We start from the raw sequence: 17,407 nt of genomic DNA, 5'->3' as shown, positions 1-17,407 counted from the left end.
ATGTCCTTCCTTCCACCTGCGATCTTCTTGATGGGCCCGACCGCTGCCGGCAAGACCGATCTGGCCTTGGCATTGGCTCAGGTTTTGCCCTGCGAGCTGGTCAGCGTGGACTCCGCGCTGGTCTATCGAGGGATGGATATCGGCACGGCCAAGCCGGACAAGGCCACTCTTGAGGCGTTTCCTCATCACTTGGTCGACATCCGCGACCCCGCTGACGCTTATTCGGCAGCTGAATTTCGCTGCGATGCGCTGGCTGTCATGGCCGAGATCACCGCGCGCGGGCGTATTCCGCTGCTGGTGGGCGGCACCATGCTCTACTTCAAAGCCTTGTTTGATGGCCTGGCCGATATGCCAGCAGCCAATGCCGAGGTACGGGGCGAGCTCGATGCGCGTGGGCAGCGCGAAGGTTGGGGTGCGTTACATGAGGCGTTGCGAGCTGTGGATCCGCAGTCAGCGGCGCGTATTCACCCTAACGACCCTCAGCGATTGGTGCGTGCCCTGGAAGTCTTCCAGGTCAGCGGCATGACCATGACCGAGTTGCGTCGGCGGCAGAATGAAGCCAGCTCAGGAGAGGCGCGTTTCCCCTATACTGTGGCGCAACTGGCCATCGCGCCCGCCCAACGGCAGATGCTTCACGAGCGCATCGCACAACGATTTGATCTGATGCTGGAACAGGGCTTTGTTGCTGAGGTCGAACGCCTGCATCAACGTGGAGACCTGCACGCTGAGCTGCCGTCGATAAGGGCGGTGGGCTACCGGCAAGTATGGGAACATCTGGAGGGCCGCCTGAGTGCGCCGCTGATGCGTGAACAGGGTGTCATTGCCACCCGCCAATTGGCTAAACGGCAGTTCACGTGGTTGCGTAGCTGGGAGAATTTGCACTGGCTTGATAGTCTCGATTGCGACAATCTGCCACGTGCCTTGAAATACTTGGCGACGGTCTCCATATTGAGCTGAGACCTTGCCGCGGGCCGTCTATCCTTGAGGGTGGCGTGCCAAAGCTGTTCGTTGCTTAATCAAATGTTCAAAACCTATTTAATTATTGATCCATTAAGGAGTGCGGCACATGTCAAAAGGGCATTCGCTACAAGACCCTTACCTCAACACCCTGCGTAAGGAACGCGTCCCGGTTTCTATCTATCTGGTCAATGGCATCAAGCTGCAGGGGCAGATTGAGTCTTTCGATCAGTTCGTCATCCTGCTGAAGAACACCGTCAGCCAGATGGTTTACAAGCACGCTATCTCCACTGTGGTGCCGAGCCGTCCGGTTCGTCTGCCAAGTGTTTCCGATACTGATCAGGCTGAGTCCGAGCCAGGCAACGCTTAATCCAGGGGGCTGCATTGTTCTTCGAGCGCCATGAAGGGGGTGAACGGGCCATCCTGGTTCATCTGGATAGCCAAAACACCGAGGCGAGCGAGGATCCCCAGGAGTTTCAAGAGCTGGCACTTTCCGCTGGTGCCGATGCAGTGGCTTTTTTCAGTGTGCCGAATAGTCGGCCCACTGCGAAGTTCCTCATTGGCAGCGGCAAGGTGGAAGAGCTGCGTGATCAGGTAAAGGCACACGAGGCCGACCTGGTCATCTTCAATCATGTCCTTACGCCCAGTCAGGAGCGTAACCTCGAGCGTGTTTTCGAGTGTCGCGTGCTTGATCGTACCGGACTGATTCTCGATATTTTCGCCCAGCGCGCACGTACTCACGAAGGTAAGTTGCAGGTCGAGCTGGCTCAGCTCGACCACATGAGTACGCGTCTGGTACGTGGCTGGACTCACCTTGAGCGGCAGAAAGGTGGTATCGGTCTGCGTGGTGCAGGTGAAACCCAGCTTGAAACTGATCGACGCCTGCTGCGCGTGCGCATTCGCCAGATCAAGCAGAAGCTGGAGAAGGTGCGTAGTCAGCGCGAGCAGGCACGTCGTGGGCGCAAGCGCGCCGATATCCCCTCCGTTTCTCTGGTCGGTTATACCAACGCCGGCAAGTCCACGTTGTTCAACGCGCTGACCGAGTCGGATGTTTACGCCGCTGATCAACTGTTCGCCACCCTCGATCCGACTCTGCGTCGTTTGCAGCTCGACGATCTTGGGCCGGTGGTGCTGGCTGATACCGTGGGTTTCATTCGTCACCTGCCACATAAACTGGTCGAAGCCTTCCGGGCCACGCTTGAGGAGTCGAGCAACTCGGATCTGCTGCTGCACGTGATTGATGCTCACGAGCCTGAGCGTACCGCGCAGATCGAACAGGTGTTGGCGGTGCTGGGGGAAATCGGTGCCCAGAACCTGCCGGTGCTCGAGGTTTACAACAAGCTCGATCTACTGGAAGGTGTCGAGCCGCAGATTCAGCGTAATGCGGATGGTCGACCTGAGCGCGTCTGGTTGTCAGCCCGTGACGGTCGCGGTCTATCGCTGCTCAAGCAGGCTGTAGCTGAGCTGCTGAGTGATGATCTGTTCGTGGCTACCTTGCAACTGCCTCAGCAACTGGCGCGCCTGCGGGCGCAGTTCTTCGAGCTCGGAGTGGTGCAGCAGGAATCCTATGCCGATGATGGTAGCAGTCTCTTGCAGGTGCGCATTCCGCGAGTCGAATTGAACCGATTGGTCAGCCGCGAAGGTCTGCAGCCGCTAGAATTCATCGAGCAACACACTTTGCAATAAAGCCTGCGGCGGTGATTTTGCCGCTGGAAGCGGGCATTCTGTAGCATTGGCGGGCGCGCCGTCTGGCGCGTCTTTGCTTTATTAGTATGGAGAGCGCTATGGCTTGGAATGAGCCGGGTGGCAATTCGAACAATCAGGATCCCTGGGGTGGCGGCGGTCGTCGTGGTAACGGCGGCGGTGGCGGCGGTGACCGCAAGGGACCACCGGATCTTGACGAAGCCTTCCGCAAGCTGCAGGACAAACTCAATGGTTTGTTCGGTGGCGGCAAGAAACGCGGCAGTGACAACAATGGTTCCAGAGGCAAGGGTGGCGGTTTCGGCCTGCTGTTCGTTGCGCTGGCCGTCGTGGGCGCCTTTTGGCTGTACAACGCTATCTATGTGGTCGATGAGCAGGAACAGGCCGTCGTGCTGCGTTTCGGTAAATACCACGAGACGGTTGGCCCGGGTCTGAACATCTATTTCCCGCCGATCGATCGCAAGTTCCAGGAAAACGTCACCCGTGAGCGTGCCTACAGCAAGCAAGGGCAGATGCTGACCGAAGACGAAAACATCATCGAAGTGCCGCTGACTGTGCAGTACAAGATCAGCAATCTGCAGGACTTCGTACTGAACGTCGACATGCCGGAAACCAGCCTGCAGCACGCGACCGACAGTGCCGTGCGCCACGTGGTGGGTTCCACCGAGATGGATCAGGTGCTGACCGAAGGCCGTGAGCAAATGGCCGGTGACGTGCGTGAGCGTCTGCAGCGTTTCCTCGATACTTACCGCACCGGTATCACCGTGACTCAGGTGAACCTGCAGAGCGCCGCGGCGCCGCGTGAAGTGCAGGAAGCCTTCGATGACGTGATTCGTGCCCGTGAAGACGAGCAGCGTGAGAAAAATCAGGCTGAAACCTACGCCAATGGCGTGGTGCCGGAAGCTCGCGGTCAAGCGCAGCGTTTGATCGAGGATGCCAGTGGTTACCGTGATGAGGTGGTCTCGCGCGCTCAGGGTGAGGCGGATCGTTTCACTGCGCTGGTCGCTGAGTACCGCAAGGCTCCAGAGGTAACTCGTGAGCGTCTGTACCTGGACACCATGCAGCAGATGATGAGTAACACCAGTAAGGTGATGGTGACTGGCGACAAGGGGCAGAACAACCTGCTTTACCTGCCGCTGGACAAGATGATCGACAGTCGTGGTGGCAGCAGCACGTCCAATAGCGTCTCCGGCGCGGGTGCGGCAGATCTTGGCGCGCGCGTAGGTAACAATGTAGGGCCGAGCGACCCACGTACAAGGGAGGGCCGTTGATGAGCAATAAATCACTGGTGACCCTGATCGTAGGGGTTGTGCTGGCGCTGATCGCCTGGAGCAGCTTCTACATCGTGGCGCAAACCGAGCGTGCGGTGCTGTTGCAGTTCGGTCGTATTGTCGAGCCGGATGTGCAGCCTGGTCTGCACGTCAAAATTCCTTACGTCAACCAGGTACGCAAGTTCGATGCTCGTCTGCTGACGCTCGATACCGTCAATTCGCGCTTCCTGACACTTGAGAAGAAAGCGTTGATGGTCGATGCCTACGCCAAGTGGCGTGTGCTGGATGCCGAGCGTTACTACACCGCAACATCGGGTATGAAGCAGATCGCGGATGAGCGTCTGTCGCGTCGTCTCGAAGCATCGCTGCGTGACCAGTTCGGTAAGCGCACCCTGCATGAGTCGGTATCTGGCGAGCGTGATGCGTTGATGGCTGACGTGACTGCATCGCTCAATCGTGCGGCGCAGCGTGAGCTGGGTATCGAGGTGGTGGACGTTCGCGTCAAGGCCATCGACCTGCCCAAGGAAGTCAACCGCAGCGTATTCGATCGTATGAGTTCGGAGCGTGAGCGTGAGGCTCGCGAGCATCGCGCCAAGGGTAAGGAACTGGCTGAAGGTATTCGCGCCGACGCTGATCGTCAGCAGCGTGTACTGCTCGCTGAAGCCTATCGGCAGGCCGAGGAGCTGCGTGGTGAGGGTGATGCCCAAGCCGCTGCTATCTACTCCAAAGCCTACGGTCAGGATCAGGAGTTCTATTCCTTCTACCGCAGTATGAACGCCTATCGTGAGAGCTTCTCCGACAAGCGTGATGTGCTGGTGTTGGATCCGAGCAGCGAATTCTTCCGTTACCTGGAAAAATCGCGGCCCTGAAAAGGCGGCCACAGACGGCAAGCAGCAGGCGACGGTATGGCGGGTGACCGCTTGTAGCCTGAAGCTTGTGGCCTGTGGCCTCAGCCGTGGTATGATGCGGCAGCCGGGAAAATCCCGGCTTTTTTACGCCTGTGGGAATCATGCGGCACGAACTGAGCGTTACGTTCTGTCTTTCAAGGCTTTTGACCTTGCCCCTTTCCGCGCCGCTGGCGTGGGGGCTTCGTGCAATCAATTCACTGATCGTCTCGATGCCCGTTCCTGGAGCTGACCGGCCTGTTGCCGCGTTCGGCCTTCCATCCGCTTCACTGAAGGCTTGTGCCGCCCGAATCAAGAGGGAAATGGCGAAATGGCGACCGTAGACCGCTGGCTGCTGCCAGATGGGATCGAAGAAGTATTGCCTCCGGAAGCGGCGCGCATCGAAGTTGCGCGTCGTCAGGTGTTGGATCTGTTCCAGCGCTGGGGCTATGAATTCGTGGTAACCCCTCATATCGAGTACCTGGAGTCGCTGTTGACCGGCGCCGGGCAGGATCTGGATCTGCGCACCTTCAAGGTGACCGATCCGTTGTCCGGCCGGCAGATGGGCTTTCGCGCCGACATCACGCCGCAAGTGGCACGCATCGATGCGCATACGCTGCGTCGCGAGGGCCCGAGCAGGCTCTGCTATGCCGGTAGCGTGCTGCATGCGCAGCCGCGTGCGCTGACTACTTCGCGCAGTCCGATCCAGCTTGGCGCCGAGTTGTATGGCGATGCCAGCCCGGCCAGCGACGTCGAAGTGATCAGCCTGCTGGTCGATACCCTGGAGTTGGCCGAGGTGCCGGATGTGCACATGGATCTTGGTCATGTCGGTATCTACCGCGGTCTGGCGCGTGCCGCCGAGCTGTCCGGGGAGGTCGAGCAACAGCTGTTCGACGCCTTGCAGCGCAAGGCCATGGACGAGATCGATGCCCTGACCGACTCGCTCCCGGACGCACTGCGGCGCATGTTGCGTGCGCTCGGCGAGTTGTGTGGCGGGCGTGATGTGCTGGATCTGGCTCAGGCCTGTCTGGTCGAGGCGCCGGATGACGTGCACGCTGCGCTGGATGATTTGCTGGCCATCGCCGATGCGCTGGAGTTGCGTTATCCGGAGCTGCCGCTGTACTTCGACCTGGGCGAGCTGCGTGGTTATCACTACCACACGGGTGTGGTGTTCGCCGCGTTCGTGCCGGCCGTTGGCCAGGCGATCGCTCAGGGCGGCCGTTATGACGACATTGGCGCTGACTTCGGTCGCGCTCGCCCGGCCACCGGCTTCTCCACCGACCTGAAGACGCTGGTAAGTCTGGGCAATATGCCGCTCGGCGAAGAGCCCGCTGGCATCTGGTCCCGGACAGCCATGACGTTTACCTGTGGCAGGCGGTTCGTCGTCTGCGCGCCGAGGGTGAGCGTGTGGTACAGGCATTGCCGGGTCAGGAGCTGAGCGAGGCCGAGCAGGCCCGCTGTGATCGCCAACTGTTATTGCGTGACGGTCGCTGGCAAGTGCTGGCACTGGACTGAGCGACCGCTGTGGTCGTCTATTCTGAATTACTTTCGCCGGCCGTGACCGGCTCAAGCTTGCGCGAAGAGGACAAGTGTTATGGGTAAGAATGTCGTCGTCCTGGGCACCCAGTGGGGTGATGAGGGCAAAGGCAAGATCGTCGATCTGCTGACCGAGCATGCGGCCGCCGTAGTGCGTTATCAGGGTGGCCACAATGCGGGTCACACCCTGGTGATCGATGGTGAAAAGACCGTATTGCACCTGATTCCGTCGGGCGTGCTGCGCGAAGGCGTGCAGTGCCTGATCGGCAATGGCGTGGTGGTTGCCCCCGATGCTCTGCTGCGTGAGATCAACAAGCTGGAAGAGAAGGGCGTCCCGGTACGCGAGCGCCTGCGTATCAGCCCGTCTTGCCCGTTGATCCTGTCCTATCACGTCGCCCTGGATCAGGCGCGCGAGAAGGCCCGCGGCGAGTTGAAGATCGGTACTACTGGTCGCGGTATCGGCCCGGCCTACGAAGACAAGGTCGCACGTCGCGGTTTGCGCATCGGTGATTTGTTCCACCGCGAGCGTTTTGCCGCCAAGCTGGGCGAGTTGCTGGACTACCACAACTTCCAGCTGGTGAATTACTACAAAGAGCCGGCTATCGATTTCCAGACCACTCTGGATCAGTGTATGGAATACGCCGAGCTGCTCAAGCCGATGATGCTCGACGTCACTGCCGAGCTGCACAATCTGCGTCGTGCTGGCAAAGACATCATGTTCGAGGGCGCCCAAGGCTCCCTGCTGGATATCGACCACGGTACCTATCCGTACGTGACCAGCTCCAACACCACTGCTGGCGGTATCGCCACTGGTTCGGGTGTGGGTGCGATGTTCCTGGACTACATCCTCGGCATCACCAAGGCTTACACCACGCGTGTGGGTTCTGGCCCGTTCCCGACTGAGTTGTTCGACGATGTGGGTGCGTTCCTGGCCAAGCGTGGCCACGAGTTCGGTGCGACCACCGGCCGTGCACGTCGTTGCGGCTGGTTCGACGCGGTTATCCTGCGTCGTGCTATCGATGTGAACAGCATCTCGGGTCTTTGCCTGACCAAGCTGGACGTGCTCGATGGGCTGGAAACCATCAACATCTGCGTTGGCTACAAGAACCAGGGTGGTGCGGTGATCGACGCTCCGACCGACGCTGACAGCTACATCGGTCTGGAGCCGGTGTACGAAGAGATGCCGGGCTGGAGCGAGTCGACCCTGGGTGCCAAAACCCTGGAAGAGCTGCCGGCTAACGCTCGTGCCTACATCAAGCGTGTGGAAGAGTTGGTTGGCGCGCCAATCGACATCATCTCCACCGGGCCGGATCGCAACGAGACCATCGTGCTGCGCCATCCTTTCGCCTGAGTGTCGGCGGCTCCCCTCGGAGTCGTGAGCACGTCATGAAAACGGGTCGCCTTTGTGCGGCCCGTTTTCATTTTGCTGGCACTTATACTCGGGTTGATGTGGCGATGTGCTGTCATTCGGCACGCGCCTTGCTTTGTCATTATCCTACCTTGAAGTTGCCGCTGCTCTGGCGGTCGGAGGATTTCCCGTGGTTGCTGTTCTGTCGCTATTTCGCAGTCGTCTATTGCTGCCGGTGTTCATTGCGCTGGGTATCGCGCTGTTCGTTCAGGTGCTGCTGGTATTGGCGTTGACCCGTAGTACGGTAGACCGCCTGGTGACTGATCTGGAGCGGCAGCTGGGCAGCGATGCCGGGCGCCTTTCCAGTGAGCTGGAACAGGCTAATCAGGAGGTCTCTGCGAGTCTGGGCGGGCTCTCGGTGCGTACTCGGGAGAGTCTTTCTGCGGGGCTTTCGAGTCGGCTGGGTGACGAGCGTGTGCAAATACGTGCCAGTCTGGAGAAAAGCCTGAAGGATTCCGCCAATGATCTGGCGCAATTGCTCGCTGCTGTGGCGCCGCGAGCCATGTGGGATTCCGATGTGCCGGCGCTGTCCGAGTTCGCGCGGCGTGCGCAGCGTAACCCCAATGTGCTTTTCGTCATCTACGACGATGCCGAGGGTAACCATTTGACCCGTTACCTCAACCGCCAGAACGAGCAGGTCAAGGCCATGCTCGAGAAAGGGGCGGGTGAGCGCGCGTTGGATAAGGTCATCGACGCTGCCAAGAGCGATCCTACCGTGTACTTCGTCGAAGCCGGTATCAGTCCCAACGGGGTGGAGATTGGCAAAGTGCTGATGGGCGTGTCCACGTCCGCCATCGATGCCGAGCTGGCTGCTATCGATTCACGCTTCGAGGCGTTGCTGGCCAGCGGCGGTCAGTTGGTTGCCGATAGCCTTGCCGGTGCTTCCACCGATAGCGCCGCTGCATTGTCGGCGCGCCTGGCTGCGGCGCAGCAGGCGGCGCAAGGGATGTCGGCCAATACCAGTGCGGCAGTCGATGCGGCGGCCTCGAATTTGCGTTGGCGCATCGGGCTGGGGCTGGCTGTGGTCGGTCTGGGGGTGCTGCTGGCTCTGGCCATCGTGCTCGGTCGCCGCGTGGTGGTGCGTTTGCGTACCTTGATCGCCGCGCTCGACGACCTGGCGGCGGGCGAGGGTGACCTGACCCGGCGTATCGAGATCGACAGTCGTGACGAAGTCGGTGAAATGGCGTCGGCGGTCAATCGTTTCGTCGCCAAATTGCAGCCCATCGTGCGCGAGGCTGGCGAGGTGGCCGTGCGTACCGGTCAGGAAATCAGTGCGTTGACGGCGCGTAGCGCTGCGGCAGAGTCCGCAGCGAAAAGGCAGCGGGATGAGGTGGCGGCCAGCCTGCAGGCGCTGGCGGCGATGGCCGACGAAGCGCAAGCCGAGAGTCGCGCCATGCAGGAAGCTTTGCAGAGGGTCGAGGCGATTCGTCAGGCAACCCAGGAAAATGCCACCATCGCCAAGCGGGTCGGGGGTTCCATTGAGGAGCTGGTTCAGCGCGTTGATGCTGGCTCGGCGGTAATCGAGCGGCTGGCCAAGCAGAGCGAGCAGATTGAGGTGGTGCTGACGGTTATCCGCTCTATCGCCGAGCAAACCAACTTGCTCGCCCTGAATGCCGCGATCGAGGCGGCGCGTGCGGGGGAGAGTGGTCGCGGTTTCGCTGTAGTGGCTGACGAGGTGCGGGCGTTGGCCAGCAAGACTCAGCAGTCGACCGGCGATATCCAGTCGCATATCGTTGCCTTGCAGCAGGGCGCTCGCGAGGCGGTTAGTGCGATTGCCCAGGCCGGTCAGCAGGCTGATCAGGGGCTGGCGGCGCTGCGCGAAAGTGCGCGTATTCAGCAGGCTGTGCAGTGTTCCGTGGAGGACGTGCATGGCGCGATCAATACGGCGACCCAGGCGGCGGCTCACCAGGCCGAAGGCGCCGATGCGGTGCGCGGGCGAGTCGAGGTGATTCATTCCGAGGCTCAGCGTGCGGCCGAGGCGGTGGCCGCGACGGCCAATAGCGGTCGCGTGCTCGATGGTCTGGCAGGACAGTTGAAGGCCAGCCTCGGGCAGTTCAAGGTTTAAGCTGGCGTCGCTGTTGAAACGGGCCTGGCGATTGTCGGGCCTCTTCGTTATTGCCTGCAGCAAGCATTTTTCTGCAGGCAATAAAAAACCGAGCCATTGGCTCGGTTTTTTGAATTTGGTGCCCAGGAGAAGACTCGAACTTCCACGACCTTGCGGTCACTGATACCTGAAACCAGCGCGTCTACCAATTCCGCCACCTGGGCACTGCAGTAATGTTCACCGTTGCCGGTACGGATCATTACGTCCGTTATTTGCAAAGTAGGTTATCAAGCTACTTCACGAAATTTGGTGCCCAGGAGAAGACTCGAACTTCCACGACCTTGCGGTCACTGATACCTGAAACCAGCGCGTCTACCAATTCCGCCACCTGGGCACTGAAACGGATGATTGCTCATCTATTCCGTGTTACAACGTCTCCTCGACGCTGTGGGCGCGAACTATACGGTCGTGCTTTTACCTTGTAAACCCCTGTCAGCGAAAAATTAATCGTGTCGAAAGCTGACCCGAAGGGCGCTTTCGCGCTTCAATAGACACATGGCAAAACCGATTCTATAGATAAGGTGAACAGGTTCTAATGGCCGATTGGCAATCCCTCGATCCCGAGGCCGCTCGTGAAGCGGAAAAGTATGACAACCCCATCCCTAGCCGCGAGCTGATTCTTCAGCACTTGGCTGAGCGCGGCTCCCCCGCCAACCGTGAGGAGCTGCTCGACGAGTTAGGGCTGGCCAGCGAAGAGCAGGCCGAGGCGCTGCGTCGCCGGCTGCGCGCCATGGAGCGCGACGGTCAGTTAATTTATACGCGCCGCGGCACATATGCGCCCGTGGATAAGCTCGACCTGATCCTCGGTCGTGTCAGCGGCCACCGTGACGGCTTCGGCTTTCTGGTGCCCGATGATGCCAGCGATGATCTGTTTCTTAGCCCGGCACAGATGCGCATGGTATTCGATGGTGACCGCGCACTGGCCCGGGTTTCCGGCCTCGACCGCCGTGGTCGTCGCGAAGGCGCGATTGTCGAAGTGATCTCCCGTGGTCACGAGACCATCGTTGGCCGTTATTACGAAGAGAGCGGTATCGGCTTCGTGATCCCCGACAACCCGAAGATCCAGCAAGAAGTGCTGGTGACGGCGGGCCGTAATGGTGGCGCCAAGCAGGGGCAGTTTGTCGAAGTAACGATCACCCACTGGCCAACACCGCGCTTTCAGCCCCAGGGCGACGTGACCGAAGTGGTCGGCAACTACATGGCGCCGGGCATGGAGATCGACGTGGCGTTGCGCAGCTACGACATTCCTCATGTCTGGCCCGAAGCTGTGGTCAAGGAAGCGCGCAAGCTCAAGCCGGAAGTCGAAGAGAAGGACAAGGAAAATCGTGTCGACATGCGGCACATCCCCTTCGTCACCATCGATGGTGAAGATGCGCGCGACTTCGACGATGCGGTGTACTGCGAAAAGAACGGCGGCAACTGGCGGCTGTTCTCGGGCGGCTGGAAGCTTTACGTCGCTATCGCCGACGTCTCGCATTATGTGAAGGTCGGCTCGGCGCTGGATGCTGAGGCTCAGGTGCGTGGCAACTCGGTGTACTTCCCGGAGCGGGTCATCCCGATGCTGCCGGAAGAGTTGTCCAACGGCCTGTGCTCGCTGAATCCGCAAGTCGACCGTCTGGCCATGGTCTGCGAGATCACCATCTCCAAGACCGGCAAGATGACTGACTATCAGTTCTACGAGGCGGTTATTCACTCCCACGCGCGCCTGACCTACAACAAGGTCAGCGCCATGCTCGAGCAGCCGAAGAGCAGCGAAGGCAAAGCGCTACGCAACGAATATAAAGAAGTGCTGCCGCACCTCAATCAGTTGTATTCGCTGTATCAGGTGCTGCTGGCGGCGCGTCATGAGCGTGGTGCGATTGATTTCGAAACCCAGGAAACTCGCATCATTTTTGGCGCCGGACGCAAGATCGCGGAGATTCGTCCGACTCAGCGTAACGATGCTCACAAGCTGATCGAGGAGTGCATGCTGGCGGCCAACGTGGCCACTGCAGCGTTCATGCAGAAGCACGGCATTCCTGCGTTGTACCGCGTGCACGACGGCCCGCCGCCGGAGCGCCTGGAAAAACTCAAGGGGTTCCTCACCGAGCTGGGCCTTTCTCTGCACCGTGGCAAGTCCAAGGACGGCCCGTCGCCCAAGGACTATCAGGCACTGCTGGAGAGCGTCCGTGGGCGTCCGGATTATCAACTGATCCAGACCGTGATGCTGCGCTCGCTGAGTCAGGCGGTGTACAGCGCCGACAATCAGGGTCACTTCGGCCTGAATTACGACGCTTACGCGCACTTCACTTCGCCGATTCGTCGTTATCCGGATCTGCTGATTCATCGTGCTATTCGCAGCGTGATCCGCTCCAAGCAGGACACGCCTCACGTTCAGCGTGCCGGCGCGGTCAGCATGCCCAAGGCGCGTATCTATCCGTATGACGAGCCGATCCTTGAGCAGCTTGGCGAGCAGTGCTCGATGTCCGAGCGGCGTGCCGACGAGGCCACGCGTGACGTGGTCAACTGGCTCAAGTGCGAGTTCATGAAGGATCGCGTTGGGGAAACCTTCCCCGGTGTGATTACCGCAGTGACTGGCTTCGGTCTGTTCGTCGAGCTCAAAGATATCTACGTCGAAGGCCTGGTGCATGTCACCGCGCTGCCGGGCGACTACTACCACTTCGATCCTGTGCATCATCGCCTCGCCGGTGAGCGCAGTGGCCGCAGTTTCCGACTTGGCGACAGCGTTTCGGTGAAGGTCATGCGCGTCGATCTAGACGAGCGCAAGATCGATTTCGAGATGGCCCAGGGTGTTGATGAAGCGCCGGCAACTCGCAAGCGTAGTGCCTCTGGTCGAGACAGCCGTGGCAGCAAGAGTTCGCGAACTGGTTCTACCAGCAACACGGACGTGCAGAAAAGCCGTGATGTGAAGAAGGCGCTGCTGGCCGATTCCAAATCGGATAAGGGCGCCAGCAAGGCATCGGACAAGGGCGGTAAGCCGAGTCGGCATCGCAAGGGGCCATCGAAGAGCAAGGCCAAGTCATGAGTCAGTTGGAAAAGATCTACGGTTTGCATGCCGTGGAAGCGTTGTTGCGCCATCACCCTAAGCGTGTGAAGCAGATCTGGCTGGCCGATGGCCGTAGCGATCCTCGTGTTCAGCCTCTGCTCGAGCTGGCAGGTCAGGCGCGCGTCGCCGTCGGCCAGTGCGAGCGTCGCGAAATGGATGCTTGGGTCGAGGGCGTGCATCAAGGTGTGGTCGCTGAAGTCAGCCCCAGCCAGGTGTGGGGTGAGGCGATGCTCGAGGAGTTGCTCGACCGTTGCGAAGGCCCACCTCTGCTGCTGGTGCTCGATGGTGTGACCGACCCGCACAACCTCGGTGCCTGCCTGCGTACCGCCGATGCGGCTGGTGCGCTGGCGGTGATCGTGCCCAAGGACAAGTCCGCAACGCTGACGCCGGTAGTGCGCAAGGTGGCCTGTGGCGCTGCCGAAGTCATCCCGCTGGTTGCAGTGACCAACCTCGCACGCAGTCTCGAAAAGCTCCAGCAGCGCGGTCTGTGGATCGTCGGTACCGCGGGTGAAGCCGAGCAGGAGTTGTTCCAGCAGGATATGACCGGCCCGACGGTGCTGATCATGGGCGCCGAGGGCAAGGGGATGCGTCGCCTGACCCGTGAACACTGTGATTATCTGGTGAAGCTGCCCATGGCTGGCAGCGTCAGCAGCCTCAATGTGTCGGTCGCCACCGGTATCTGTTTGTTCGAAGCGCTGCGCCAGCGGCGTTCGCTCAAGAGCTGAAGCTTCCGGCCCGCTGTTCAAAATATCACCAGTTCACCTTGCGTGCGGTGGGGGGCTTCTCTAGAATGTCGCCCCTTGCCGTAGGGTCGGTGCGTTCGCGCCTTACCGTTTCAGCAAGTCAACAGTGTTATTCACTCCTTGTCTGATCGCATTTCGCGGCAGGCTACAACCCGTAAGGAGCATTCATGCGTCATTACGAAATCATCTTTCTGGTTCACCCGGATCAGAGCGAGCAAGTCGGCGGCATGGTCGAGCGTTACACCAAGCTGATCGAAGAAGACGGCGGCCAAATCCACCGTCTGGAAGATTGGGGCCGTCGTCAACTGGCCTACGCCATCAACAACGTTCACAAGGCTCACTACGTGATGCTGAACGTTGAGTGCAGCGGCAAGGCCCTGGCCGAGCTGGAAGACAACTTCCGCTACAACGATGCCGTGATCCGTAACCTTGTCATCCGTCGTGAAGAAGCCGTTATCGGTCAATCCGAGATGCTCAAGGCCGAAGAAAACCGCAGTGAGCGCCGTGAGCGTCGTGAGCGTCCTGAAAATGCCGAGTCCAATGACGGCGATGACAGTGACAACAACGACAGCGACAACGCTGACGAGTAATCCACGGATCTTTTGAGGAGCCAATCCCATGGCACGTTTCTTCCGTCGTCGTAAATTCTGCCGTTTCACCGCTGAAGACGTGAAAGAGATCGATTTCAAAGATCTCAACACTCTGAAAGCCTACATCTCGGAAACCGGCAAAATCGTTCCTAGCCGTATCACCGGTACTAAGGCTCGTTATCAGCGTCAGCTGGCTACCGCTATCAAGCGCGCCCGCTTCCTGGCCCTGCTGCCCTACACCGACGGTCACGGCCGATAAGATCGGACGATCGACAAGTAGTAAGGGATAAATCGCATGCGCGCCTTGGCAGAATTCATTATGCGCGGCCGTATGCAGGCCACTTTTGTAGTGGTCGCTTCTGCGGCATTGCCGCTGCTGTTCTGGTTGAGTGCCGCTGCAGGATGCCTAGTGCTTCTGCGGCGTGGTCTGGGTGATGCCGTTGGCATCCTCGTCTGGGCGTTACTGCCGGCCATTGGTTGGTGGTACTTCGGCGAGCCGCGCACCTTGTTGGTGTTGCTGGGCGCGCTGGGGCTGGCGTGCGTATTGCGCGCCAGTCACTCCTGGAGACGGGTGCTGTTGTTTAGCGTCGCACTGGGCCTGGTGTATGGACTGGTATTGGGGGCAACGTTTCGCGCGCCCATCGAAGCCATGGCGCAGGAGCTGATCAAGCTGCTGCCGCAAATGTTCGATGGCGTTCACCAGCAAATGTCGGTGGATGATCAGGCGCGCCTCCAAAGTCTTATTGCACCGGTGTTGACCGGATTGCTGGCAGCTTTGCTGCAGGTGGTCAGCTTGCTAAGCCTGATGCTTGGGCGGTTTTGGCAAGCGGCGTTGTACAACCCTGGAGGTTTCGGTTCCGAGTTTCGTGAACTGAGATTTCCGCCGATGCTGGCGATGTTACTGCTGGTCGGCATGCTGCTCGGGCCCAATCTGGGTGTCGAAATGGCGATGCTGACGCCGTTGTGCAGTGTTCCGCTGGCATTTGCGGGTATCGCCTTGTTGCATGGGCTGGTAGCCAAGGGTCGACTGTCCAAGTTTTGGCTGGTCGGGCTGTACATCACGCTGCTGCTATTCATGCAGCTGATCGTTCCCTTGCTGGTGGTGTTAGCCATCGTCGATAGTCTGTTTGATTTTCGTGATCGTCTGGCGGACAAGCCTGGTTCGGGCTCTGCCAACGGTGAAGGTTAAAAGTTAAGAGGTAACACCCAAATGGAAGTCATCCTGCTGGAAAAAGTCGCCAACCTGGGCAACCTGGGCGATAAAGTGAACGTTAAAGCCGGTTACGGCCGTAACTTCCTGCTGCCGCAAGGCAAAGCTACTGCTGCCACCGAAGCCAACGTTGCTACTTTCGAAGCACGTCGCGCTGAGCTGGAAAAAGCGGCTGCCGACAAGAAAGCCTCGGCTGAAACTCGCGCTGCTCAGCTGGCCGAGCTGGAAGTCACCATCACCGCTACCGCGGGCGATGAAGGCAAGCTGTTCGGTTCCATCGGTACTCACGACATCGCTGACGCACTGACCGCCTCCGGCGTTGAAGTGGCCAAAGCTGAAGTTCGTCTGCCGAATGGCACCATTCGCCAAGTTGGCGAATACGACGTAGCCGTGCACCTGCACAGCGATGTCGAAGCAACCGTTAAGGTTGTCGTAGTAGCTGCTTAATCGCGCTGCTCAGCGGGCTTGCACTCAGGTGCGATCCCGCTAACATCGGGCACGGCATTGCGAAAGCGATGCCGTGCCTTTTGTTTTTCAACGCACGCATATTTTCCAGGCTCCCATGAACGACATCAGCATCACTGAACAGTACGACCTGCAAACCTCTGCCCTGAAAGTGCCGCCGCACTCGATCGAGGCCGAGCAGTCGGTGCTCGGAGGCTTGATGCTCGATAACAACGCATGGGAGCGAGTGCTCGATCAGGTGTCCGATGGCGATTTCTATCGCCACGATCATCGCCTGGTGTTTCGCGCCATCCACAAACTGGCTGAGCGCAATCAACCCTTCGACGTGGTGACCCTGTCCGAACAGTTGGACAAGGAAGGGCAGCTGCCTCAGGTCGGCGGCATGGCCTACCTGGGTGAGCTGGCGAAGAACACGCCGTCGGTGGCCAACATCAAGGCCTACGCGCAGATCATTCGCGAGCGCGCCACGCTGCGCAAGCTCATCGGCATCAGCAATGAAATTGCCGACAGTGCCTATGCGCCCGAGGGCCGTACCGGCGAGGAAATCCTCGACGAGGCCGAGCGGCTGATCTTTCAGATTGCCGAGGCGCGGCCAAAGACCGGTGGCCCGGTGGGTATCAATGACATTCTGGTCAGGGCCATCGACCGGATCGACGAGCTGTTCAACAACGGCGATGCGATCACTGGCCTGTCCACCGGCTTCTCCGACCTGGACGATCTGACCAGCGGCCTGCAGCCAGCGGATCTGATCATCGTCGCCGGACGTCCGTCGATGGGTAAGACCACGTTCGCCATGAACCTGGTGGAAAACGCGCTGATGCGCAGCGACAAGTCGATTCTGGTGTATTCCCTGGAGATGCCATCGGAATCCATCGTGATTCGTATGCTGGCGTCCCTAGGCCGCATCGACCAGACCAAGGTGCGTGCTGGTCGCCTGGATGATGACGATTGGCCGCGGCTGACCTCGGCGGTCAACCTGCTCAATGACCGCAAGCTGTTCATCGACGATACCGCCGGTATTTCGCCGTCGGAGATGCGCGCGCGCTCCCGCCGCTTGGCGCGCGAGCACGGCGAGATTGGCCTGATCATGGTCGACTACCTGCAGCTGATGCAGATTCCCGGCTCCAGCGGCGATAGCCGGGTGAACGAGATTTCCGAGATCTCGCGCTCGCTCAAGGCGCTGGCCAAGGAATTCAACTGCCCGGTTATCGCGCTCTCCCAGCTCAACCGGGGTCTGGAGCAGCGGCCGAACAAGCGACCGATCAACTCCGACTTGCGCGAATCCGGTGCGATCGAGCAGGACGCCGACATCATCATGTTCGTGTACCGCGACGAGGTTTATCACCCCGAAACCGAGTACAAGGGCGTGGCCGAGATCATCATCGGCAAGCAGCGTAACGGCCCGCTGGGTACGGCGCGGCTGGCGTTCCTGGGTAAATACTCGCGTTTCGAAAACCTGGCGCCGGGCAGTTACCAGTTCGACGACGAATAA

General features: G+C 59.8%; 14 protein-coding genes, 2 tRNA genes and 2 pseudogenes. 16 read left to right on the top strand and 2 right to left on the bottom strand.

What is annotated here, in order from left to right; translation table 11 throughout:
• The 9 genes and pseudogenes from miaA to K5Q02_RS24485 all read left to right on the top strand — a co-directional run bounded on the left by miaA (window position 1) and on the right by K5Q02_RS24485 (window position 9,822).
• Window positions 1-957, top strand: a complete 957-nt coding sequence (gene miaA, locus K5Q02_RS02305) for a tRNA (adenosine(37)-N6)-dimethylallyltransferase MiaA (RefSeq protein ID WP_225839947.1) — start codon at window positions 1-3, stop codon at window positions 955-957.
• A gap of 109 nt (window positions 958-1,066) precedes the next feature.
• Window positions 1,067-1,327, top strand: a complete 261-nt coding sequence (gene hfq / locus K5Q02_RS02300) for an RNA chaperone Hfq (RefSeq protein WP_225835952.1) — start codon at window positions 1,067-1,069, stop codon at window positions 1,325-1,327.
• A 14-nt stretch (window positions 1,328-1,341) separates the two neighbouring features.
• Complete coding sequence (hflX, locus tag K5Q02_RS02295) at window positions 1,342-2,643, top strand: ribosome rescue GTPase HflX (RefSeq protein ID WP_225835950.1); 1,302 nt, start codon at window positions 1,342-1,344, stop codon at window positions 2,641-2,643.
• A gap of 98 nt (window positions 2,644-2,741) precedes the next feature.
• Window positions 2,742-3,929 carry an FtsH protease activity modulator HflK gene (gene hflK, locus K5Q02_RS02290; protein ID WP_225835949.1) on the top strand — a complete coding sequence of 396 codons (1,188 nt, stop codon included), beginning with the start codon at window positions 2,742-2,744 and terminating at the stop codon, window positions 3,927-3,929.
• Window positions 3,929-4,798, top strand: coding sequence for a protease modulator HflC (gene hflC / locus K5Q02_RS02285; RefSeq protein ID WP_225835948.1), 870 nt, complete (start codon window positions 3,929-3,931; stop codon window positions 4,796-4,798). Before hflK ends, hflC begins: the two co-directional genes overlap by 1 nt.
• 346 nt (window positions 4,799-5,144) lie before the next feature.
• A pseudogene (locus K5Q02_RS02280) lies at window positions 5,145-6,328 on the top strand (ATP phosphoribosyltransferase regulatory subunit).
• 79 nt (window positions 6,329-6,407) lie between these two features.
• Window positions 6,408-7,700: an adenylosuccinate synthase gene (locus tag K5Q02_RS02275; protein WP_225835947.1), complete on the top strand. Its 1,293-nt coding sequence runs from the start codon at window positions 6,408-6,410 to the stop codon at window positions 7,698-7,700.
• Between the two features lie 559 nt (window positions 7,701-8,259).
• Window positions 8,260-8,916, top strand: a pseudogene (locus K5Q02_RS24490) (methyl-accepting chemotaxis protein); the annotation flags it as partial.
• A gap of 21 nt (window positions 8,917-8,937) precedes the next feature.
• Window positions 8,938-9,822 (top strand): methyl-accepting chemotaxis protein, encoded by an 885-nt coding sequence (locus K5Q02_RS24485; RefSeq protein WP_442964034.1) that lies wholly within the window; start codon window positions 8,938-8,940, stop codon window positions 9,820-9,822.
• Between the two features lie 116 nt (window positions 9,823-9,938).
• On the opposite strand, the gene K5Q02_RS02265 is transcribed toward K5Q02_RS24485, so the two are convergent.
• Window positions 9,939-10,025: transfer RNA gene (locus tag K5Q02_RS02265), tRNA-Leu, on the bottom strand.
• An 83-nt stretch (window positions 10,026-10,108) separates the two neighbouring features.
• A tRNA-Leu gene (locus K5Q02_RS02260) sits at window positions 10,109-10,195 on the bottom strand.
• A 201-nt stretch (window positions 10,196-10,396) separates the two neighbouring features.
• On the opposite strand from K5Q02_RS02260, the gene rnr reads away from it, so the two are divergent.
• The 7 genes from rnr (at window position 10,397) to dnaB (ending at window position 17,407) form a co-directional block, all read left to right on the top strand.
• A complete protein-coding gene (rnr, locus tag K5Q02_RS02255; protein ID WP_225835944.1) occupies window positions 10,397-12,886 on the top strand; it encodes a ribonuclease R in 2,490 nt (829 codons plus the stop codon).
• Window positions 12,883-13,632 (top strand): 23S rRNA (guanosine(2251)-2'-O)-methyltransferase RlmB, encoded by a 750-nt coding sequence (gene rlmB, locus K5Q02_RS02250; RefSeq protein WP_225835943.1) that lies wholly within the window; start codon window positions 12,883-12,885, stop codon window positions 13,630-13,632. The genes rnr and rlmB overlap by 4 nt, the downstream gene beginning before the upstream one ends.
• A 185-nt stretch (window positions 13,633-13,817) precedes the next feature.
• Window positions 13,818-14,240: a 30S ribosomal protein S6 gene (rpsF, locus tag K5Q02_RS02245; protein ID WP_225835941.1), complete on the top strand. Its 423-nt coding sequence runs from the start codon at window positions 13,818-13,820 to the stop codon at window positions 14,238-14,240.
• Between the two features lie 28 nt (window positions 14,241-14,268).
• On the top strand, window positions 14,269-14,499 hold the full coding sequence (rpsR, locus tag K5Q02_RS02240) for a 30S ribosomal protein S18 (RefSeq protein WP_225835939.1): 231 nt from the start codon (window positions 14,269-14,271) through the stop codon (window positions 14,497-14,499).
• 36 nt (window positions 14,500-14,535) lie between these two features.
• Window positions 14,536-15,429, top strand: a complete 894-nt coding sequence (locus tag K5Q02_RS02235; RefSeq protein ID WP_225835937.1) for a hypothetical protein — start codon at window positions 14,536-14,538, stop codon at window positions 15,427-15,429.
• A gap of 21 nt (window positions 15,430-15,450) precedes the next feature.
• Window positions 15,451-15,897 (top strand): 50S ribosomal protein L9, encoded by a 447-nt coding sequence (gene rplI / locus K5Q02_RS02230; RefSeq protein WP_225835936.1) that lies wholly within the window; start codon window positions 15,451-15,453, stop codon window positions 15,895-15,897.
• Window positions 15,898-16,012: 115 nt separating this feature from the next.
• A complete protein-coding gene (dnaB, locus tag K5Q02_RS02225; RefSeq protein ID WP_225835933.1) occupies window positions 16,013-17,407 on the top strand; it encodes a replicative DNA helicase in 1,395 nt (464 codons plus the stop codon).

The sequence above is a fragment of the Pseudomonas sp. MM211 genome, from assembly GCF_020386635.1.
Taxonomy (GTDB): Bacteria; Pseudomonadota; Gammaproteobacteria; order Pseudomonadales; family Pseudomonadaceae; genus Aquipseudomonas.
Note: the sequence above shows the minus strand (reverse complement) of the source record. Positions and strands in the feature narration are given on the sequence as shown.